At 34.5% G+C, this 22,434-nt stretch carries 21 protein-coding genes; 13 read left to right on the forward strand and 8 right to left on the reverse strand.

What is annotated here, in order from left to right; translation table 11 throughout:
* Positions 1–2: 2 nt before the first annotated feature.
* The 5 genes from BUB82_RS03000 to BUB82_RS03020 all read left to right on the forward strand — a co-directional run bounded on the left by BUB82_RS03000 (position 3) and on the right by BUB82_RS03020 (position 8,384).
* On the forward strand, positions 3–1,859 hold the full coding sequence (locus BUB82_RS03000) for a T9SS type B sorting domain-containing protein (protein ID WP_073191768.1): 1,857 nt from the start codon (positions 3–5) through the stop codon (positions 1,857–1,859).
* A gap of 83 nt (positions 1,860–1,942) precedes the next feature.
* Positions 1,943–3,334 carry a dihydrolipoyl dehydrogenase gene (gene lpdA, locus BUB82_RS03005; protein ID WP_073191769.1) on the forward strand — a complete coding sequence of 464 codons (1,392 nt, stop codon included), beginning with the start codon at positions 1,943–1,945 and terminating at the stop codon, positions 3,332–3,334.
* A 56-nt stretch (positions 3,335–3,390) separates the two neighbouring features.
* Positions 3,391–4,167, forward strand: a complete 777-nt coding sequence (locus BUB82_RS03010; RefSeq protein ID WP_073191771.1) for a TrmH family RNA methyltransferase — start codon at positions 3,391–3,393, stop codon at positions 4,165–4,167.
* A 41-nt stretch (positions 4,168–4,208) separates the two neighbouring features.
* Positions 4,209–5,912, forward strand: a complete 1,704-nt coding sequence (locus BUB82_RS03015) for a M23 family metallopeptidase (RefSeq protein WP_073191773.1) — start codon at positions 4,209–4,211, stop codon at positions 5,910–5,912.
* Positions 5,913–5,924: 12 nt separating this feature from the next.
* Complete coding sequence (locus tag BUB82_RS03020; RefSeq protein ID WP_073191774.1) at positions 5,925–8,384, forward strand: TonB-dependent receptor; 2,460 nt, start codon at positions 5,925–5,927, stop codon at positions 8,382–8,384.
* On the opposite strand, the gene BUB82_RS03025 is transcribed toward BUB82_RS03020, so the two are convergent.
* Positions 8,381–9,520, reverse strand: a complete 1,140-nt coding sequence (locus BUB82_RS03025) for a cysteine desulfurase family protein (RefSeq protein WP_073191776.1) — start codon at positions 9,518–9,520, stop codon at positions 8,381–8,383. The two genes, BUB82_RS03020 and BUB82_RS03025, sit on opposite strands and share 4 nt — an antisense overlap.
* A gap of 89 nt (positions 9,521–9,609) precedes the next feature.
* Here BUB82_RS03025 and BUB82_RS03030 point away from each other — a divergent pair, with 89 nt between their 5' ends.
* Entirely contained in the window at positions 9,610–10,542 is a 933-nt protein-coding gene (locus BUB82_RS03030; RefSeq protein ID WP_073191777.1) for a hypothetical protein, read from the forward strand.
* Here the strand turns inward: BUB82_RS03030 and BUB82_RS03035 are convergent.
* Both BUB82_RS03035 and BUB82_RS03040 read right to left on the reverse strand, forming a co-directional pair.
* On the reverse strand, positions 10,539–11,069 hold the full coding sequence (locus tag BUB82_RS03035; protein ID WP_073191779.1) for a Smr/MutS family protein: 531 nt from the start codon (positions 11,067–11,069) through the stop codon (positions 10,539–10,541). The two genes, BUB82_RS03030 and BUB82_RS03035, sit on opposite strands and share 4 nt — an antisense overlap.
* On the reverse strand, positions 11,070–11,366 hold the full coding sequence (locus BUB82_RS03040; RefSeq protein WP_073191781.1) for a hypothetical protein: 297 nt from the start codon (positions 11,364–11,366) through the stop codon (positions 11,070–11,072).
* A 93-nt stretch (positions 11,367–11,459) separates the two neighbouring features.
* Between BUB82_RS03040 and BUB82_RS03045 the strand changes: the two genes are divergently transcribed.
* The 4 genes from BUB82_RS03045 (at position 11,460) to BUB82_RS03060 (ending at position 14,035) form a co-directional block, all read left to right on the forward strand.
* Positions 11,460–11,819: a CD225/dispanin family protein gene (locus BUB82_RS03045; protein ID WP_234949750.1), complete on the forward strand. Its 360-nt coding sequence runs from the start codon at positions 11,460–11,462 to the stop codon at positions 11,817–11,819.
* A 2-nt stretch (positions 11,820–11,821) separates the two neighbouring features.
* Positions 11,822–12,100: a CD225/dispanin family protein gene (locus BUB82_RS03050; RefSeq protein WP_073191782.1), complete on the forward strand. Its 279-nt coding sequence runs from the start codon at positions 11,822–11,824 to the stop codon at positions 12,098–12,100.
* Positions 12,101–12,103: 3 nt separating this feature from the next.
* The gene (locus BUB82_RS03055) at positions 12,104–12,511 is read left to right on the forward strand and encodes a DUF2752 domain-containing protein (protein ID WP_073191784.1); all 408 of its coding nucleotides are present in this window, start codon (positions 12,104–12,106) and stop codon (positions 12,509–12,511) included.
* A 63-nt stretch (positions 12,512–12,574) separates the two neighbouring features.
* Complete coding sequence (locus BUB82_RS03060) at positions 12,575–14,035, forward strand: aminoacyl-histidine dipeptidase (RefSeq protein WP_073191785.1); 1,461 nt, start codon at positions 12,575–12,577, stop codon at positions 14,033–14,035.
* A 45-nt stretch (positions 14,036–14,080) separates the two neighbouring features.
* On the opposite strand, the gene cysM is transcribed toward BUB82_RS03060, so the two are convergent.
* Complete coding sequence (gene cysM / locus BUB82_RS03065) at positions 14,081–14,968, reverse strand: cysteine synthase CysM (protein WP_073191787.1); 888 nt, start codon at positions 14,966–14,968, stop codon at positions 14,081–14,083.
* Between the two features lies 1 nt (position 14,969).
* Positions 14,970–15,761 carry a serine O-acetyltransferase gene (locus BUB82_RS03070; RefSeq protein ID WP_073191789.1) on the reverse strand — a complete coding sequence of 264 codons (792 nt, stop codon included), beginning with the start codon at positions 15,759–15,761 and terminating at the stop codon, positions 14,970–14,972.
* A 105-nt stretch (positions 15,762–15,866) separates the two neighbouring features.
* Here BUB82_RS03070 and BUB82_RS03075 point away from each other — a divergent pair, with 105 nt between their 5' ends.
* The gene (locus BUB82_RS03075; RefSeq protein ID WP_073191790.1) at positions 15,867–16,922 is read left to right on the forward strand and encodes a flavin monoamine oxidase family protein; all 1,056 of its coding nucleotides are present in this window, start codon (positions 15,867–15,869) and stop codon (positions 16,920–16,922) included.
* A gap of 186 nt (positions 16,923–17,108) precedes the next feature.
* On the opposite strand, the gene hemL is transcribed toward BUB82_RS03075, so the two are convergent.
* Genes hemL through BUB82_RS03090 form a run of 3 tightly spaced genes read right to left on the reverse strand, consistent with a single transcriptional unit; the run spans position 17,109 to position 20,152 of the window.
* Positions 17,109–18,398, reverse strand: coding sequence for a glutamate-1-semialdehyde 2,1-aminomutase (gene hemL / locus BUB82_RS03080; RefSeq protein WP_073191791.1), 1,290 nt, complete (start codon positions 18,396–18,398; stop codon positions 17,109–17,111).
* A 3-nt stretch (positions 18,399–18,401) separates the two neighbouring features.
* Positions 18,402–19,235 (reverse strand): glucosaminidase domain-containing protein, encoded by an 834-nt coding sequence (locus tag BUB82_RS03085; RefSeq protein ID WP_073191793.1) that lies wholly within the window; start codon positions 19,233–19,235, stop codon positions 18,402–18,404.
* Positions 19,232–20,152, reverse strand: a complete 921-nt coding sequence (locus BUB82_RS03090) for a 1-aminocyclopropane-1-carboxylate deaminase/D-cysteine desulfhydrase (protein ID WP_083574453.1) — start codon at positions 20,150–20,152, stop codon at positions 19,232–19,234. The genes BUB82_RS03085 and BUB82_RS03090 overlap by 4 nt, the downstream gene beginning before the upstream one ends.
* 83 nt (positions 20,153–20,235) lie before the next feature.
* Between BUB82_RS03090 and BUB82_RS11750 the strand changes: the two genes are divergently transcribed.
* Complete coding sequence (locus BUB82_RS11750) at positions 20,236–20,397, forward strand: C1orf53 family protein (protein WP_159432019.1); 162 nt, start codon at positions 20,236–20,238, stop codon at positions 20,395–20,397.
* Between the two features lie 8 nt (positions 20,398–20,405).
* A complete protein-coding gene (locus tag BUB82_RS03095) occupies positions 20,406–22,427 on the forward strand; it encodes a urocanate hydratase (protein WP_073191894.1) in 2,022 nt (673 codons plus the stop codon).
* Positions 22,428–22,434 lie beyond the last annotated feature (7 nt).

Consider the following 22,434-nt stretch of genomic DNA (forward strand, 5'->3'; position numbering starts at 1 on the left):
GTATGAAGTTATTTGTTTTAAGTATTTTATTATTAGTCTTTAATAATTCATACAGTCAATTGGGCTTTTGTTCAGGGAATACTGGCGATGCTATTTTTACTGAAGATTTTGGTCAAGGCACAAATAATGGGCCACCGTTAGCACCTGGCACAACAACCTATAATTTTATTAATGCTAACAACCCACAAGATGGGCAATACACCATATCAAACAGTACATTTCAATTTGGTTGGAATATGCCAAGTGACCACACGCCAAATGATACTAATGGTAAAGCTTTAATCGTCAATGCAGATGAAAATAACGCAGGTGAATTTTTTAGAACAACAATAAATGGCTTATGTGAAAATAACTCCTATGAATTTTCTGCATGGTTACTAAACATCTTACCCGCAAATAATGCTTGCCCTGGTACGGCAATTCCTGTAAATGTAAAATTTCAAATTTGGGACTCTACAGATACCAATTTATTAGCTGAAGGCGATACAGGTAACATCAATAGCAGCAACTCTCCTACTTGGCAACAATATGGACTGACATTTACTACTTTAGAAAATCAAACTGAAGTCATTCTAAAAATGATTAATAATGGCACAGGCGGTTGTGGCAACGATTTAGCCATAGATGATATAGTTTTTAGATCTTGTGGTGATGAAACTGAAGTTGTTTTTGAAAATCAAACTGAATTCAATTATTGCGAAAATGAAAGCTTTAATCCCATCACAATTAACGCATTACCTGATTTTAGCATCTACGATTCGCATTTTTATCAATGGCAAATAAGCCAAGACCAAGAAAACTGGTCTAACATTCCTGGAGAAACAAATTCAACACTTACCATTACAAATTCAAGTGGTTTAGAATTTTATCGTGCCTTAGTTGCTGAAGATGAAATCAATGTCGAAAACAACTTATGTAATAGTACATCAAACGTATTTACAGTAGAAGAGATTGAAATAATTGAACCCATAAGCTTAGGTAATGTTGAAGTTTGTGAAGGCGAAACTCAAGCTTTAGCTGTTCAAGAAAACCCTAACATTATAATTAATTGGTATGATGCCCAAACAGGCGGAAATTTACTCGCTGAAGATTCGTTTAGCTACCAAGCAGAAAATGAAGGCACTTATTATGCTGAGGCTATTTCAGTTGAAGGAAGCTGCATCAACCCTAACCGAATACCAATCACCTATTCTATCAATTCAAATCCTCCTGAATTTACTAGTGAAATTATTTTATGCGAAGGAGAAAGCGAGTTTCTAACGGCAACTGGAGGCAACACTTATAATTGGAGTAATGGAGAAACAACCCAAGAAATCGAGATTAATCAGGCTGGTCAATATACCGTAGAGGTAACCAATACTTCAAACTGTACAAGCTTACAATTATTTAATGTTACAGTTAACTCAACACCAGTTATTGAGTCTGTTGAAAGTATTGGTAGTGACATTCAAATCAACCTTCAGAACAACGGAGATTTCAGCTATGCGATTAATAATCAATTTTATCAAGATAGCCCCTATTTTTCATCTGTAAAAGGTGGCTTAAAAACCATTTTCGTAATTGAAAATAATGGTTGCGGTACAGTTGAAGTTGATTTTCTTCATTTAGTAATTCCAGAATTTTTCACACCAAATAATGACGGCATAAATGATGTTTTTAAGGTTAATGATGCTAATTTGGTTCAACCTTATATAATTCAAATCTTTAATCGCTATGGAAAGTTGTTAGTTCAAGGTGAAAATGAAGACTTCAGCTGGAACGGGCAATTTAATGGGCAACCTGTTTCTTCAGGCGATTATTGGTATCAAATTGTAGTCGGCGACAAAAAATTCACCGGACATTTCACCCTAAAACGATAAGCAACTATAAAGCTTGTCAAATCATACCATATTTAAGCGATATTCTTTAACTTTGCGACTTAATTTATTGAAAAACAATTCACATGAGTAAATATGACATCATTGTAGTCGGTAGTGGTCCTGGAGGCTATGTTACAGCAATCCGTGCTTCTCAACTAGGTTTTAAAGTTGCAGTTGTTGAAAAAGAAAGCCTCGGTGGCGTTTGTTTAAATTGGGGTTGTATACCAACTAAAGCATTACTAAAAAGTGCTCAAGTATTTGACTATCTAAACCATGCAAGCGATTATGGCTTAAAGGTTGAAAAAGCTGATAAAGACTTTAGCGCCGTTGTAAAACGAAGCCGAAATGTTGCTGAAGGCATGAGCAAAGGTGTACAGTTTTTAATGAAGAAAAATAAAATTGATGTATTAAACGGTAATGGAAAACTTTTAAAAGGTAAAAAAGTTGAAGTCACCGATAAAAATGATAAAAAAACAACTTACGAAGCCGATCACGTCATTATAGCTACAGGTGCAAGATCGCGTGAATTACCTAATTTACCACAAGACGGCAAAAAAGTCATTGGTTACCGTAAAGCTATGACACTTGAAAAGCAACCTAAGTCAATGATTGTTGTTGGATCTGGTGCTATTGGAGTTGAATTTGCAAGCTTCTATAATGCCATGGGAACCGATGTAACTATTGTTGAGTATCTACCAAATATTGTTCCTGTAGAAGATGAAGAAGTGTCAAAACAATTTGAGCGTATTTACAAGAAAAAAGGCATTAAAATAATGACTAACTCTTCAGTTGAAAGTGTAGATACTTCAGGTAAAAATGTAAAAGCTAAAGTTAAAACAAAAAAAGGTGAAGAAAGTCTTGAAGCCGATATTGTTCTTTCTGCTGTAGGAATCAAGACAAATATTGAAAATATTGGTTTAGAAGAAGTTGGCATTAAAACTGAAAAAGACAAAATACAAGTTAATGATTTTTACCAAACAAATATTCCTGGCTACTACGCCATTGGCGATGTAACTCATGGCCCAGCATTAGCCCATGTAGCCTCAGCTGAAGGAATTCTTTGTGTTGAAAAAATTGCTGGAATGAAGGTCGAAGCAATTGATTACGGAAACATTCCTGGATGTACCTATTCTAACCCTGAAATTGCTAGTGTTGGTATGACCGAAAAGCAAGCTAAAGAAGCTGGTTATGATATTAAAGTTGGTAAGTTTCCTTTTTCTGCCTCAGGTAAAGCTAGTGCATCAGGTGCTAAAGATGGTTTTGTAAAAGTTATTTTCGATGCCAAATACGGCGAATGGCTTGGTTGCCATATGCTTGGTGCTGGCGTCACCGATATGATTGCCGAAGCTGTTCTTGGCAGAAAACTTGAAACTACAGGCCACGAAGTTTTAAAAACTATTCATCCACACCCAACGATGAGTGAAGCAGTGATGGAAGCCGTTGCCGATGCTTATGACGAAGTAATCCACTTATAATCTAACTACTTTTTATAACTTTGAAAGCTCCCACAAATCGGGAGCTTTTTTTTATAATGATTGAAAGTTTACAAAACCAAAATATCAAGAAAATTCAACGCTTACAAAAAAAAACTAAGCGTCGAAAAGATGAACAATTAATTGTTGTAGAAGGTATTCGTGAAATTAAAATTGCTTTACAAAACAATTACCAATTTACCGAGTTTTATGTTTGTAATGCCATTTATAACAACCAAATTAAAATAAAAGACACAAGAATAATTGATGTATCTGAACAAGTTTACCAAAAAATTGCTTACAGAAGTACAACTGAAGGCATTATTGGTTTAGCAAAAACCAAAAAACACAATTTACTCGACCTTAAACTTGAACAAAAACACCCTTTAATTCTTATCGCTGAAGCACCAGAAAAACCTGGCAACATAGGCGCACTTCTAAGGACTGCTGATGCAGCAAATTTAGATGCTGTTATCATTGCTAACCCAAAAACCGACTTGTATAATCCTAATATTATTAGGTCAAGCTTAGGAACTGTATTTTCAAAGCAAATCGGTATTGGTTCAACCCAAGAAGTAATTGATTTTTTAAGAGAAAAAGAAATTTCAATATATGCAGCAACACTTCAAAATTCAAATATTTATACAAAAGAAGATTTCACAAAGGCTTCAGCAATTGTAGTTGGTACTGAATCTAAAGGACTATCAAAACTTTGGCGAACTGCTGCAAAACAAAATATAAACATCCCAATGCAAGGCAGCATCGATTCTATGAATGTTTCAGTATCAGCAGCCATTATAATTTTTGAAGCTAAGCGGCAACGTGATTTAAAATAATGTATTAACTTCAGCGTTTAAACCAAAAGCTTAATTTGTCTATGAAAAAACTCCTTACAATTGCAGTAATATTATGTTGCAGTTATTGGTGTTTTCCCCAGCAAATTTCAAAACCAATTCCTGAAAACTATTTTAAATCACCGCTTGAAATTCCACTTTTACTTTCTGGTACGTTTGGCGAACTTAGGTCTAACCATTTTCATGCTGGTCTTGACCTTAAAACTAAAGGTGTTACTGGCTTAAAAGTTAAAGCTTCGGCTAGTGGATATATTAGTCGAATAAAAATACAGCGCTTTGGCTATGGTATGGCGCTTTACATCAAACATCCTAACGGCTACCAAACGGTTTATGCTCATTTAAGTGCTTATGCTGGTAAAATTCATGATTATGTTTTAAAAGAACAATATAAACGTGAAACCTTTGAAATAGAATTATTCCCAAAATCAAAGGCTTTACCTGTAAAACAAGGCGAAGTTATTGGCTATAGCGGCAATTCTGGTTCAAGTGGCGGACCGCATTTACACTTTGAAATTAGAGATGAAAATTCCAGACCAATGAATCCCTTTTTATTTGGTTTCAAAAGCGTAAAAGATTCTAAGCCACCAAGAATTCGTGGATTATATGCTTATGGTTTAAGTGAAGATGCGCATATCAATGGACATCAAAGTCGACAAAAAATTAAATTAGTCAAAATTAGTCCAAATACCTATAAGGCAGAAGAAATTACCGCTTTTGGCAAAATTGGATTTGGCATTGACACTTATGATCAATTTGATTTAAGCTATAACAAAAATGGTATTTACGCTGTTGAAGTTTTTGTAAATGGAAACCAAAGTTTTAGAACTTACTTCAACAGATTCTCATTTTCAGAAACAAGATATATCAATCGCTTAATCGATTACAGCTATTACAAGTCAGACCGAAAACGGATTATGAAGTTATATCAACCCGAGGAACTTCAACTTGACTTAGTAGAAGCCATAGATCGCAATGGTATTATTCATCTCGATAAAGACAGTTTAAACATAAATTTGAAAGTTTTAATTAAAGACTTCAATAATAATACTAAGCAAATTCACATTCCTTTAAAAAGTAATTCTGTCAAGTTTCAGTCTAAAAAAGATTCTGTTACACCTTATTTTGCCCAAGTAGATTACCCTTCAATGTTTGAAAATGGTAAAATTGATGTTTTTATTCCAAAGAATGCACTTTATGAAGACACCTACCTAAATATTGAATTTAAAGCCAATGCAGTGAAGGTTCATGACTATAAAACACCACTTCATAAAAGCATTAGTATTGGTTTTGATGTTTCTGAATTTTCAGAGAAAGACAAACAACAATTATATATTGCAAAAACTTATCCTTGGGGAAAGTTTTATTATTCAAATACTAAAAAAACCCAGAATAGATTTGTGACTTACACTAAAGAATTTGGAGACTATGAATTAAAAATTGATAAGACACCGCCAACAATTAAACCCATTAATTTTAGAGATGGCAAATGGATGTCTAATTATCGATATTTAAAACTAAAAATTGACGACGATGAAACTGGAATCGATAGTTATTATGCTACGGTAAATGGTAAATTTATTTTAATGTCTTATGATTACAAGACAAAAATACTCACACACGATTTTAATGATCAGGCCGTTAAAGAAACTCGAAACAAACTAAAAGTAGTTGTGACTGATAATGTTGGAAATACTTCTATATTTGAAGCAAATTTTAATCGAAAATAATAATTTTAGCTTTTGAAACCCTATTTTTTCCTCACCTTTACCCTTTTAACTTGGTTTTGCTATTCACAAACAGCGCGTGTTAATGGTTTAGTTTTTAATGAAAGTAAAAATTTACTTGAAGCTGTAAATGTTAGTTATGGTAATGGTGGAACTACTACTAATACCAATGGTTTTTATAATTTAACTGTTCCTGCTAACCAAACCATTACAATAAAAGTTTCTTATGTTGGTTATCAACCCATAACAGCCAAGTTAAATTTAAAACCAAACACAGTTAAAGAACTCAACTTTGTATTAAAAACTAAAGTTGAGCAAATTAGTGAAGTTATAATTACCAATGAACCACGCTCAAGAATTGAAGGTATTACCATATTACAGCCTGAAACTGTGAGAAGAATTCCTGGAGCCAATCCTGGTGTTGAAAATATTTTAATGACTCTACCTGGCGTAAACTCTAACAATGAATTAAGCACACAATACGCGGTTCGCGGTGGTAATTACGATGAAAATTTAGTTTACGTTAATGGCATTCAGGTTTACCGCCCATTTTTAGTAAGAAGCGGCCAGCAAGAAGGCTTAAGTTTTGTAAATACTGATTTAGTTAGAGATGTTGACTTTTCTGCTGGTGGATTTCAAGCTAAGTACGGTGATAAATTATCATCGGTTTTAGATATCAAATACCGAAGACCTGTAGATTTCGGCGGAAGTTTTGAAGCAAGTTTTCTTGGCGGTAGCGCTTCAGTTGAAGCCGTGTCAAAAAATCAAAAATTAACAGGTATTTTAGGGATAAGGTATCGCGAAAATAGTTTATTTGTAAATGCTAAACAAACCGACGCCGATTTTAAACCACGGTTTTTCGACACGCAAGCTTATTTAACCTATCAGTTTAATAATAAGTTAGAACTGAGCTTTCTAGGCAATATAGCTATTAACACTTATGATTATATTCCATATACTCGCCAAACTAATTTTGGCACTATTCAAGACCCTAAAGCTCTTTTAATCTTTTACGAAGGCCAAGAACAAGACCAATATGAAACTTATTTTGGCGCTTTATCTGCTAATTATGAAGTGAATGATAACTTTACAACAAAAACCACCGCTTCTGTTTACCACACCAAAGAGCAAGAGTTTTTTGACATTGTAGCTAATTATCGCATCGGTGAAGTTAACTCAGGTTTTGGTGATGAAGATTTTGGAGAAGTAGAATTTACTGAAGGCGCTGGAGCTCAATATACACATGCTAGAAACAAACTTGATGCTTTAATTGCTAATTTTAAACACGAAGGTAAAGTTGATATTAACGACCATAAATTTGAATATGGCGTCAACTTTGTTCATGAAGATATTCGAGATCAATTACAAGAGTATGAAATGATTGATTCAGCTGGTTTTTTTGTAAGACCGCTTCAACCTAATTTTGAAAACGACCAACCTTATAATCCTTACGAAGAACCTATTGAACCCTATTTTAGTATCAGGGCAAAGAATAGTACAAAAATCAACCGTATTTCAGCTTATTTACAGTGGAGCCATCAGTTTAAAGTTAATAATGCCAAAGCTTGGGTAAATGCTGGCATTAGATCACAAGTATGGAATGTGAGTGGCGACCAAATTAATGCAAATACACAGCAAGTTTTTAGTCCAAGAGCGCAATTCTCAATCAAACCAAAGTGGGATAAAGATATGTTGTTTCGCTTGTCTGGTGGTTTTTATCATCAACCGCCAATGTATCGGGCTTTAAGAGACTCGACCGGACAAGTTATTCCAGAAGTTGAAGCTCAAGAATCGGTACATATTGTATTAGGAAACGATTACAGCTTTAAACTTTGGGACAGGCCGTTTAAATTAGTTTCAGAAGCTTATTACAAGCATTTATCCAATGTTAACCCTTATACAATTGAAAATGTAAGAATTCGCTATCGTGCTAGAAATGATGTTGAAGCCTATGCTTATGGCTTAGACCTTCGCTTAAATGGAGAGTTTGTTCCTGGCACCGAAAGTTGGTTTAGCTTTGGCTATTTAAAAACCGAAGAACGCCAAATTGGTCGTAGTGAATTTATTTCTCGACCAACAGATCAACGCTTAAAATTTGCTGCATTGTTTCAAGATTATGTGCCTAACATACCTAAATTAAAACTTTATCTCAATTTAGTTTATAACACAGGTTTGCCAGGTGGTTCACCTCGATTTGCTGATCCTTACGAGTATCAAACAAGATTGCCCGATTATCAACGGGTTGATATCGGCTTTTTTTATGCCCTAAAAGAAGCTCAAGACAAACTGAGACCAGAGCATTGGTTAGCTAAATTTGAAAGTATTGATATAGGCTTCGAGATTTTCAACATGTTTGACCGCCTAAATTCTATTACAAATACCTTTGTACGTGATGCCACCACAAGAAATCAATTTGCGATTCCTAATTTCTTGAGTCCACGTGTATTCAATTTAAAATTAAGAACAAGGTTTTAATCCATAAGGATTTGCTTCAACTTGTCTACAAAATAATCAATATCACTCATTGAATTTGTTGAAGAAAAGGACAACCGCAAACCATGCTGCTCACCGCCATAAATTTCATTTAATACAAATGAGCCTTCTTGCGCACCACTTTGGCAAGCACTTCCTTTAGAACAAGCAATACCATGTAGGTCAAGTTGAAGAATAAGCATATCAGACTCAAATTTCGGTAAAGGAATTGTAAAGTTGAGAATTTTATGTGAACTTAGATTAAAGTCACCAGAGGCACCGTTAAATCTAATATTTGGAAAAGCAGCTTCTAACTTACTTTTACAGTAGGTTTTGAGTTTTTTAACGTGTTCACGCTCTTGATCCATATTTTCATAAGCCAATGATAGTGCTTTTTCGGTAGCACCAACGCTATACACATTTTCGGTACCAGCGCGCCGACCACGTTCTTGAGAACCACCAAAAATAAGCGGATTTAAACTGTGTTGTTCTTTAATGATCGCAAAGCCAATTCCTTTAGGACCATTAAATTTATGGGCGCTAGCTGTTAAAAAATCAATAGGAATTTGCTTCAAGTCTAAAGGATAAAACCCAATACTTTGAACGGTATCACTGTGGAATAAAGCCTTATATTTTTGACAAATTTCACTGATTTGCTTTAAATCGTTTATATGGCCAACTTCATTATTAATATGCATCAATGAAACTAAGGTTGGCTGATCACTTTCAGCTAATAACTGCTCTAAGTGCAAATCATCAATTAAACCTTGCTCGGTTAAATTCACATAAGCCACTTCAACTGTAGACGAGTTTGCAAGATGCTCAACACAATTTAAAACGGCATGATGTTCAATTTTAGAGGTGATAATTAGTTTTATCCCTAAATCGTTCACCGCACCAATAATCACCAAATTATCTGCTTCTGTGCCTCCAGAAGTAAATACAATTTCTTTTGATTTAACTTCTAAAAGTTGAGCCATTTTTTTTCGGCTAGATTCGATTAAAGCCTTAGCTTTTCGTCCAAATGCGTGCGTTGATGACGGATTACCAAAATTATCATTCATTAAATTAACCATCACATCAATAACTTCTTGACGCATTGGGGTTGTAGCGGCATGATCAAGATATACTTTGCGCATCGTCTTAGTTTTTAGCAAAATTAATGCAATTATAGTTTTGAAGACTGATATTTATCACTCAGATAGCTTAAATTTGAAAAAAAATTGACATGAAACGATATATCTGGCTATTAAGCTTGCTTTTTATTGCCTGTGATGATGGAGACCCAATTATCACAAACTTCAATTTTTCTAATGAAACACCGCTTGAAGTTTGTCAAGATAATACAGACTACGTTTTCCATTATATCGATAGTGAAACTAATGAAGCTATTTCATTTGTGTTTAGCAGCCCAGATTTCAAAACTAGCTATGAGGGCTTTGAAGCGCCTGAACCTATCGTAATACCTTTAAACACAAGTAATCGATTAAATTATAGAACACTATCAGCGTCAACAGATTCTAACACCTATTTTTGCCAAGACATCCCACCAAGTTCGCCTAGCGTTTTAGAAGAATTTAGAAGTACAACTGGTGGTGAAGCTGTTATTATTCTTGAAGTTTTTGAACAAGATGATGACGATGGCGTTCCTGCAGAACTTGAAGACATTAATGGTAACGGCGATTTATTTGATGATGACACTGATAGTGATGGTATTCCTAACTTTTTAGATGTTGATGATGATAATGACAATGTGTTAACAGAAGTTGAAAACATTAATGATGAAAACAACAACCAATTTCCTGACACAGATGGTGATGGTACACCAGATTATCTAGACAATGATGATGACAATGACGGTGTTTTAACACGCTTTGAAGACCTTAATGCTTTTGATAGCGGAAATGAAGAACCTATCATTAACCCAACCGATGATGTTAATGCCGACGGTTTACCTAATTATTTAAACCCTGACATATCAGAATCGATTGAAATTAATGCGGTTAGAGCAAATGAAATTACACGTCGATTTAGAGTACAAATTGTCTTTAATGATGTAACCCTGAACAATGTAAATAACGATCAAACGGTAACAATTAGCCGTTTGAATATGGGATTTATAGAAACAACGACACAAGAAAATTTAGTTGAAACTAACTAGTTTTGATAAATGTAAACTTCTGTTGCGCCAAAACCATAAGTTTTAAAATCAGCATCGTAAAAATCAATATGATCATAACGTCTAAACAAGGTTTCTAATTCTTGTTTTAGCACGCCTTCGCCAACACCATGAATAAAAACCAGTCGTTTTTGACGAGATTTAATGGCTTGCTCTAAACGATGTCTTGCGGTGTCTAACTGTAAATTAAGCATATCGAAGTTAGACATATTTTTAGTGCTGTTAACAAGTTCATGAATGTGTAAATCTATTTCTATGACAGGAACTTCACGAACAGATTTTTGAGAAGATTTGGTTTTTCCAAGGTTTAAATCAGTTTTTATTTTTTCGTGAATATCAGCAGCATTAAGCTCAACATCAAGTGGTTTAACAGGTACAACTTCAGCTTTAGAAACTTCAAAACGAAAACCATCATGATCTTCTATAATTAGAGAATTATGGCTTAATTGAACAACCTTACCATTAATAGTATCATCTAAAACTTCAACTTGGTCGCCTAGCTTAATCATCTATTTTGAAGGTTTAGAGGTATCTTCAACCGAAAACTTATCAATTGCATTTTTATCAGCTTCATTTTCCTCTTGTTGATTATTTAGATCTAAATCTGTTTCAGCAGGATTTTTATTTTCTTTTGGGTTGTCTTGTGCCCATTGTTTGGTAGAATTATACAACCCGAACATCAATAAAACTAAACCGATGATTTTATAATAAACCACATCTGGTTTTTCAACTAAATCATAAATTAATAAGGCTGCGCCAATTAAAATAAAGGTGGTAAAAACCCCTTGCTTTTTTGTGTTAATCATGTTTTTATGAATCTATACTAAATCACAAATATAGCTTTATTTACAAGCTTGAATTAACATTTTTAGAGAATTGAATTTGTTAAACCATAAATTATGTTAATTTTATCAAAACAAAAAAGCAAACTGATGGAAACTACTCAACCTAAACGCCCTAGCAATCATTTAGTGATGGCAATTATTACAACAATTTTATGTTGCGCACCAGGCTTACCGGCTGGTATTGCAAGTATTGTGTTCTCGACACAGGTTAATAAAAAATATAACGAAGGTGATTATGAAGGTGCTGAAAGAGCATCTAAAAATGCTAAAATCGCTTGGATTATAGCCTTGGTTTTAGGCTTAATCGGCGCTATTTCTTACATTGTATTTGTATTTGTAATTGCTAGTGACGAAGGATTTAGAGAAGCTCTAGAGCAAGAGCTCCAAAGACAACAATCTTTACAAAATAATTAATCATGGAAACAAGCAAACCTAAGCATCCTCAAAATCACTTAGCAATGGCTATCATCTCAGCATTGCTTTGTTGCCAACCAGCTGGCATTGTTAGCATTGTTTATGCTGCTCAAGTAAACTCTAAATATGCTTCTGGCGATTACGAAGGCGCAGAACGTGCTTCTCAAAACGCCAAAACTTGGTGGATTGTCTCACTAGTTTTAGCTTTAGTGGTTTGGGTAGGGTTTATACTCATTTACGGTTTAGGTGCTATTTTTGCAATAGCATCAGGCGATATATAATGCATGACCAAAAAAAGTAAAGCTATATTATATTCAGGCTTAGCCGTAATTTTAATTTTACTGCTAAGCCTTTATCTAAATTTCAGTCCCAAAGAATTTAACTTTTTTCCGAAATGTATGTTTCATAGCCTAACGGGATTACATTGTCCAGGTTGTGGAAGTCAACGCGCAATACATGCAATTCTAAATGGTCAAATTATTGAAGGCCTGAAATACAACTTACTCATTATACTAGCCATTTTAGTCTTATCTTATCAAGTTGTACAGCAAATTGTCGTTCACTATTATCCAGAAAAAAATAATAATATCCTTTATAAATCGGCAACGCCTTGGGTGATCTTTACAATCATTATTTTATTTTGGATTTTACGAAACATTCCATTTGCACCATTTACATTTTTAGCACCTTAAAGCTTCTTTAAAGCCGCCTTAAATGGATTTTAAATTTCTATTTTTGTTGAAAAATAGATTTAAATGCAAACACCACTTCACAACTTAGAACCAAAACCCATTTGGAAAAACTTTGAAGCTATTAATGCTGTTCCGAGAGCTTCAAAAAAAGAAGAGCAAATTATACAATTTATGCTTGATTTTGGCAAGAAATTAAATCTTGAAACATTTACCGATTCTGGCCAAAATGTAATTATAAAAAAACCAGCTACTAAAGGCTTTGAAGATCGAAAAACTGTAGTCTTACAATCTCATCTAGACATGGTTCATCAAAAAAATAATGATACCAAATTCGACTTTGATACGCAAGGTATTGATATGTATATTGATGGCGATTGGGTTAAAGCTAACGGCACAACTCTAGGTGCAGATAATGGTTTAGGCGTTGCCACAATCATGGCTATTTTAGAGTCTGAAGATATAGAACATCCAGCTATAGAAGCGCTTTTTACCATAGATGAAGAAACGGGTATGACTGGTGCTAAAAATTTAGAACAATCGGTTTTAAAAGGTGATATATTACTCAACCTAGACACTGAAGAAGATGACGAAATTGGGATTGGCTGTGCTGGTGGCGTAGATATTACTGCTACCCGATTTTACATAGAAGAATCTATTCCTGAAAACTATCAAGCTCTAAAAATCACTGTAAAAGGTTTAAACGGAGGCCACTCTGGCATGGACATCATCAAAGGTCTTGGCAATGCTAATAAATTATTAAACAGATTTTTATATCTCGGCCATACAAAATTTCAAATGAGACTCGCCTCTTTTGTTGGTGGTGGACTTCGAAATGCCATTCCTCGCGAAAGTGAAGCTATAATATGTATCAATAAAGATGATATTAATGCGTTTAGAGAACATTTCTTAAACTTAGTTGAAGTTATTAAAACAGAGTACAAAAATTTAGAACCTCAACTCAATATTAGCTTAACTGAAGTAAACCAACCTGAAAAAGTAATGAGTGCCGATGTAGAAGATTTATTTATTAAATCTATCTACGCTATTGCTAATGGTGTGTACAGAATGAGTCCAGATATTGAAGGTTTAGTAGAAACCTCTAACAATCTAGCTAAAATTGAAGCTAAAAACGGTAAAATTGAAGTGATGTGTTTAACTCGCTCATCTGTTGAAAGTACAAAAGATGATTTAGCAAACTCGATTTCAAGTAGCTTAGACTTAGCCGGATTCAGTGTAGAATTATCAGGTGATTATCCAGGTTGGCAACCAAATACCGACTCTGACATTTTAAAAATCGTAGACCAAGTTTATCAAAAACAAAATGGCGAGAAAGCTAATATAGCAGCTTGTCACGCTGGTTTAGAATGTGGTATATTAGGAAGTCATTACCCTGAAATGGATATGATTTCTTTTGGACCAACTATTCGAGGCGCGCATTCGCCCGATGAACGTGCTAGCATTTCAAGCACACAGAAATTTTGGAAACTTACACTTGAAGTTTTAAAACAGATTCCTAGAAAATAAATTTCAAAATTTAAACTCATATAAAACCCTGAAATTTTCAGGGTTTTAATATTTAAATAAAGGTGAAGATAAATAACGGTCACCGCGATCGCAAACAATACTCACCACAACGCCTTCATCAAGTTGCTCGCATAATTTAACAGCTGCCGTTGCGGCACCACCACTACTCATTCCAGAGAAAATCCCTTCATGAGCCGCTAGGTATCTAGCCATATCGGTTGCCTCTTTTTCGTTAACTTCAATAACTTGATCGACCTTTTTAGAATTGAAAATTTTAGGTAAATATTCTTTCGGCCATTTTCTAATTCCAGGAATTTTAGCGCCATCTTCTGGCTGAACTCCAATAATTTTAATAGAAGGATTTTGCTCTTTTAAAAAGGTTGAAGTTCCCATAATTGTGCCAGTTGTTCCCATTGAAGACACAAAATGCGTGACTTTATGTTCTGTAGCTTTCCATATTTCTGGACCTGTTGTTTTGTAATGTGCCTTCCAATTATCATCATTAGCAAATTGGTTGAAACTGTAATAATTACCAGATTTCATCTTGTTTTCAACATAATCTCGTGAGCCAATAATACCTTCTTCAGCACTTGTTAAAGTTACTTTTGCACCATAAGCCTTCATGGTTTTTACGCGTTCTTCGGTGGCATTTTCAGGCATGACCAACTCTAAATTTAAACCGAAAACACTTGCGATCATCGCTAAGGCAATACCTGTGTTGCCACTGGTAGGCTCAATTAAACGTGAATTTGTGGTAATCTCGCCTCGTTTTAAAGCTTCATTAATCATATTAAATGCTGCGCGATCTTTAACACTTCCACCAGGATTATGGCCTTCTAGTTTAAATAAGAGTTTGACCTTAGGGTTCTTAATAAGTGTTTTAGCTTCAACTAGTGGCGTGTTTCCCACTAAATCAATTATACTTTTATTCATCTTACTTAGATTTTATTTGGATCTGTGGCTTATGGGTTACCAACGAGTTATCTTCAACAGAAGAAGTTAGCCAAACGTTTCCTCCGATGGTACTATTTTTACCAATAACTGTTTTTCCCCCTAAAATAGTTGCATTAGCGTAAATAGTAACGTCACTTTCAATTGTTGGATGTCGTTTTTTATTAATCATATTTTTATCAACAGAAAGTGCACCAAGTGTCACGCCTTGATAGATTTTTACGCGGTCTTTTATAACCGACGTTTCACCTATAACAACACCAGTAGCATGGTCTACAAAAAAAGGGACACCAATTTTTGCGGCTGGGTTTATATCAGTTCCGGTAAGCGTATGAGCAGATTCAGACATTAGTCGAGGTACTAAAGGCAATCCGAATTTTTGAAGTTCATGGCTTAATCTATAAATTGCAATTGCATAAAAACCTGGATAAGATAAGTAAACTTCTTCAACAGAGTTGGCAGCTGGATCATTTTCATAAATAAACTCGGCATCTTGATTTAATTGTTTTAAAATCTCAGGTAAACGCTGCATATATTCCGTCCATTTATCTCTGCATGGATTATCATCTTCAAAACAAACTAAATCAGCTAAACCTTTAAATTCAAGCTCAAGTAAATTCATGTATTCTTCAACATTAATACTTTTGTCAAAGAGTGTTAAGAACAAAGTCTTTGTAAAAGTTTCGGTCTTTTCTTTAATTTTATACAAGCATGAAACCTTATTTTTTTCAGTTTCTATGTTTTGGATAATTGTTTGTCGTTCTGTATTACTCAACTTTTTTATACAAATTTAGGATTTGCAACTGCCTAATACTTTAAAATTTGCATAAAATTAGGCTAAGACTTGGTTTAAACTCATTGAGTATTGCATTTTTGGAGCATGAAAATACATAATGTTATTATAGTTGGTGGTGGCTTAAGCGGTCTATCACTTGCCTATTATTTAGAACAACATGCCATAAATTACAAACTATTAGAAGGCAGAAATCGACTTGGTGGGCGGATTTTCACAATTACTAAAAATGGTTTTCCTTTTGAAATGGGTGCGACTTGGTTTGCTGAGAAACACGAGCGTTTAATGGCGCTTGTTAAAGATTTAAAGATTGGCTACAAACCACAAGTCAATGGTGAAAAGGCACTCGTTGACCAGCGCCCATTTGGTTCATTAGGATTTATAAATATTCCTTCATCTGAAGAAGCAACATATAAGTTTACTAAAGGAAGCTTTAGTCTTATTGAAGCTTTGTCAGAAAAAATCCCATCTCAAAAAATTCAGCTGAATTGCAGGGTTAACACGATCAAACAAGAATCTGATTATATTGAAGTGAATAGTGATTCAGAAAGCTTTAAAGCACAGAAAGTTATGGTTTGCTTACCGCCAAACTTAAGTCAATCGATTAATTTTCAACCTGCTTTAAAAACAAGTTTTAAAAATACACTTCATCAAACACATACTTGGATGGGTAATTCAGTTAAAATTGCTATTGAGTATGAAACTGATTTTTGGAGTAGCGATGGTTTTTGCGGTAGTATTTTCTCGAACCAACAAGTTATACAAGAAATGTATCAACACAACAACGATAAAAACTTTGGGTTAGTTGGTTTTATCAATCAAAAATTCAACAACCTATCCATAAACAATTTAAAAGAGAAAGCAATAAAACAGCTCGTAGGATATTTTGGTGAGGCTGCAAAAAACTATAAAGAAATTACAATCTTAAATTGGCATAATGAAACATTAACCACTTCAAAACACAATCAAAATCTAATACCTCATCAAACTAATGGTGCGAAAAGTCTACGAGAACCTAAATGGAAAAATAAGCTCTGGTTTGGGGCTTCTGAAACAGCCGAAAAAAATCCAGGTTACATGAATGGTGCTGTCGTTAGAGCTGAAGAGCTCGCTGAACTTTTAATTAAAGAAATTAAGGATTAAATAAAAAAACTTAAGCTAATTATAAACCTTTTTTTAAAAAAATCGCCAGTTTATTTAAAAACAGAACTGGCGATTACAATTATAGAAGATGTGAATTTTGATAATGTGGTTTATGTCTTATATTAAATATAATCAATCTTATATCTAACCCGATTTATTGATTAGAAAATCTATTCTGGCCTGAAACTACTTCAAATCTGGAGCCAAATCATCTAAAGCTTCAATGGTGTGATCTAAATCTGCATAAGATAATGCATTGTTTAAAAAATAACTTTCAAATGCACTTGGAGGCAAATAAATTCCGCGGTCTAGCATGCCATGAAAATAGGTTTTAAACTTACTATTATTTCCTTTTGCTGCCGATTCAAAATCAACAACCGGTTCATCTGTAAAATGAACAGAAATCATGGAGCCACAGCGGTTAATTTGATGGGTTATCTCGTGGTTAGTTAAAACTTTAGCTATGCCTTCATGAAGATAAGCTGTTTTTTGAGCTAGTTCGTCAAAGATTTCTGGTTTAGAATTAAGCTCTGTAAGCATTGCTAAACCGGCTGCCATTGCTAAAGGGTTTCCACTTAAAGTTCCTGCTTGATAAACTGGACCTTCTGGTGCTAGATGAGCCATAATTTCTTGACGCGCTGCAAAAGCACCGACAGGCAAACCACCACCGACTACTTTTCCAAATGTAACTATATCAGCCTTAACACCTAATAATTCTTGAACACCACCAGGTGCTAACCTAAAGCCAGTCATTACTTCATCAAACACCAATAAAATACTGTGCGTATCACACAGCTCACGAAGTTGTTCTAAGAAATCGTTTTGAGGTAAAATACAACCCATGTTACCTGGAACGGGTTCTATTATAATACAAGCTATTTCATCTTCATTAGCTTTAACTAAAGATTTTACGCTATCTATATCATTATAATTGGCTAGTAAAGTATCTTTAGCTGTTCCTTTGGTAACACCAGGTGAATTTGGAGCGCCAAAAGTCACCGCACCACTACCGGCTTGAATTAAAAAAGAATCACTATGACCGTGATAACAGCCCGCAAATTTTATAATTTTATCTTTTTTGGTAAAGCCACGTGCTAATCTAACAGCACTCATGCAAGCTTCAGTTCCGCTATTAACAAATCGTATTTTATCAATATTGGGCACCATTTCAACCGCTAGTTGAGCAATTTTCGTCTCAATTTCAGTAGGAATACCAAATGAAGTTCCTAGTTTTGTTTTATCAATAAGCGCATCTACAACTGGCTGATGTGCATGACCTAAAATCATTGGACCCCAAGATGCAATGTAATCGATTAACGTATTACCATCCTCATCATATAAGTAAGCCCCTTTTGCTTTTTTAATGTAAATCGGTTCACCACCAACTGCATTAAATGCACGAACTGGTGAATTTACACCGCCAGGAATGTATTGTTTAGCTTCATTAAAAAGTTGACTACTTCTTTTATAAATCATATTTTAATTAAGTTTTAAAAGTTGTCCTATTGAAATCGTATTAGAATTTAAACGATTAATGGTTTTTAATTCTTCTACCGTTAAGTTAAATTTTTGAGCTATGCCATATAAAGTATCACCGGCTTTCACTCTGTAAGCATTTTCAGTTGGCTGAACTCGAATTGGTTTAGGTAAGTCTCTAACATCAATTTTACCTAACACCTCTAAATCGTATCGATGTAAATCATAACGCTCTATTAAACTAATTAATTTTCTAGGGTATGCAGGGTCTGTGGCATAACCTGCTTTTTTTAAACCTCTTGCCCACGATTTATAATCGTCTCTATCAAAATCAAATAGAAATGCATAACGTGAGCGCTCGTATAAAAACAATGAATGATCTCTAAAAGAATACTTTGGATCTTTATACTTCCTAAAACATTCTTGTAATTCATCATCATCGTGGTACACTTTTTCACCTTGCCAGCCGTTGCATTTTATACCAAAATGATTGTTACTTTTTTGAGTTAATGGACCATTACCACTACCCGATTCTAAAATACCTTGCGCTAAAGTAATACTCGCAGGAATGCCATACAAACGCATTTCTTCTTGAGCTATACCCGCAAAGTTATAAATGTAACGTTCTACTGGCGATAAGTTTTCAGTCGGAATTTGTTGTTCAATTTTAGGTGTTTCTGCTTCAACTGGTGTTGGTAAACTAGGCTGTACTGGTGGTGCTTGTTCTTTAATTTCAGTTGAAGTTGAAGAAGATGGCTGAGTTGTTACGACCTTCTTTTTAGTTCCACATGAAATAACAAAAATTCCTATTAAAATTAATACACTTATTTTTTTCATATGATTTGTGGTTCATTTTTAGTAACTAAGCGCTTGTTAAAGCCTTGAATTGCTTGCAAACCGCCAGTATGAATTGCTAAAATACGAGTATTTTTAGAAAAGTGCCCAGATTTAACAAGCTCTAGCAAGCCATACATCATTTTACCGGTATAAATCGGGTCTAAGCTGACACCATATTTCTGCTTAAAATCGTTCATAAAGTTGATTAATTCAACAGAATATTTCGCGTAACCACCAAAATGGTAGTCTGCAAGTCTCCAATTAGATTTAGAGGTATATTTTTTAATTTCGTTATGAAAAAAGTCCCCTTTTAAAGCAGGAAATCCTAATAGATATTGTTTTGAGTTTGAGGCTTCAACTAGTCCTGAAAAGGTTCCTGAAGTTCCTAATGAACAAGCAATGACGTCAAAATCATTATCAGCCTGTGTTAATATTTCTTGACAACCTTTAATCGCTAATTGATTTGTACCGCCTTCGGGAATTAAAAGTGCATTTTCTGACTCTAAAAGTCGATTTACTAAAGGTAAAAATTCTTTTTTGCGATAATCGGCTCTTGACACAAAATGTAATTGCATACCATTTGAATATGCGCGTTTTAAGGTTTGATTTTCAGAAAGTGTCTTTTCAAGATTTTGCCCAAGTTCATCACCTCTGATAATTCCAATCGACTTCAATTTAGTTAGCTTACAGGCTTCAGCCAATGCTGCAATATGATTAGAATAGGCACCGCCGAAACTTAACACTGAAGCTGATTTTTGTTGTTTAGCTTTTAATAAATTATATTTCAGTTTACGAAATTTATTGCCAGAAATATAAGGATGAATTTGGTCTTCACGCTTAAGATAAAGTTCAACACCATTAATTCGATCGATAAATTGATTTTTAGAAATTACAGTTTTTGTGAAAAAATTATCGATTGTATTCTATTTTTGTTGTTTAATTGCTGATTTTTACAAAAATACAAGCTATTTATTAACTTAAATATCTTATTAAAGATTAAATGAGTTTTCACAACAAAAAAATTCCATTAGAAGAAGGTGATTATTACATCACCGCCGAAGGTTATCGATGTTTTACTGAGCAATATCACCTCAAACGCGGATATTGCTGTAAAAGTGGTTGTCGCCATTGTCCTTATGGATTTAATAAAAAAACAGATTAACAATTATGATTACATTTAAAGAAGAAATTTTAGAAGGCATTCCTAACAAGTTACCTCAACCTAAAACTTTAGACGAAACAATCAATCATGCACCAAAACGTAAAAAAATATTATCACCCGAAGAAGAACAATTAGCTTTGCGAAATGCGCTTCGTTATTTTGAGCCTCAACATCATGCAGAATTAGCCAAAGAGTTTAAACACGAACTTAAAACCTATGGCAGAATTTACATGTACAGATTTAAACCTGTGCATAAAATTTATGCCCGACCAATTGATGATTATCCTGGAAAAAGCATACAAGCTAAAGCGATTATGTTGATGATTCAAAACAATCTTGACCATGCAGTAGCACAACATCCAGACGAGCTAATTACTTATGGCGGTAATGGTGGTGTTTTTCAAAACTGGGCACAATATCGGTTAACTATGAAATATCTTGCTGAAATGACTGATGAACAAACCTTGGCCATGTATTCAGGACATCCAATGGGTTTATTTCCATCAAGTGAACAAGCACCAAGAGTTGTCGTTACTAATGGTATGGTCATTCCAAATTACTCAAAGCCTGATGATTGGGAAAAATTTAATGCTTTAGGCGTTTCACAATACGGACAAATGACAGCAGGAAGCTATATGTATATTGGTCCACAAGGTATAGTTCACGGGACAACAATTACCGTTTTAAATGCTTTTAGAAAAATAAAAAAATCCCCTAAAGGCGGTTTATTTGTAACTGCTGGACTAGGCGGAATGAGTGGTGCACAACCCAAAGCTGGTAATATTGCTGGTTGTATTACCGTTTGTGCTGAAGTTAACCCTAAAGCAACAAAAGTAAGACATGAACAAGCTTGGGTTGATGAAGTTATTAGCGATATTAATCAGTTAGTTAAACGAGTTCAAACAGCAAAAGACCAAAAGGAAGTTGTTTCAATTGCCTATGATGGCAACATCGTTGAAGTTTGGGAAGCCTTTGATGAAGCTAACTTGCACATTGATTTAGGAAGTGACCAAACATCACTTCATAATCCATGGGCTGGCGGCTATTATCCTGTTGGCTTAACTTATGAAGAAGCCAACGAGCTCATGGCAAACGACCCTGAAAAGTTTAAATCTTATGTAAGAAAAAGCTTAATAAGACAAACTAAAGCTATTAACAAGCACACAGCAAAAGGAACATATTTTTTTGATTATGGTAATGCGTTTTTACTAGAAGCTTCTCGTGCAGGTGCTAAAATTTACCGTAATGACAAAGGTGAATTTGTTACGAAAGATGAAATTAAAAACCCAAACTCGGCCTTTGCTTACCCAAGTTACGTTCAAGATATTATGGGACCAATGTGCTTTGATTACGGTTTTGGACCCTTTCGATGGGTTTGTGCTTCAGGAAAACCTGAAGACTTAGCTAAAACCGATCAAATTGCAACTGAAGTTTTACAAAAACTTAAAAAAGAAGCCACGCCAGACATTGAACAACAAATGCAAGATAATATCACTTGGATAAAAGGAGCTCAAGAAAATAAGTTAGTTGTAGGCTCACAAGCTAGAATACTTTATGCTGACACCGAAGGACGCATGAAAATTGCCGAAGCTTTTAATGAAGCCATTGCAAACGGCGAAATCGGTCCTGTGATTTTAGGCCGTGATCATCACGATGTATCTGGAACTGACTCACCATACAGAGAAACTTCTAATATTTATGATGGCAGCCAATTTACCGCTGACATGGCGATACAAAATGTAATTGGAGATAGTTTTAGAGGAGCAACTTGGGTAAGTATTCATAACGGCGGTGGCGTCGGTTGGGGCGAAGTGATTAATGGTGGATTTGGCATGATACTTGAAGGTAATGAATCATCTCGACACAAGTTAAAATCGATGTTACACTGGGATGTTACCAATGGTATTTCAAGAAGAAGTTGGGCAAGAAATAGAGGTGCAATTGATACCATTAAACGAGCTATGAAGTCTGAACCTAGACTTAAAGTAACATTACCTAATTTGGTTGATGATGATTTAATTAACCCCTAAAATTCAA

The sequence above is a fragment of the Psychroflexus salarius genome (assembly GCF_900129035.1).
In the GTDB taxonomy this organism is placed as follows: Bacteria; Bacteroidota; Bacteroidia; order Flavobacteriales; family Flavobacteriaceae; genus Psychroflexus; species Psychroflexus salarius.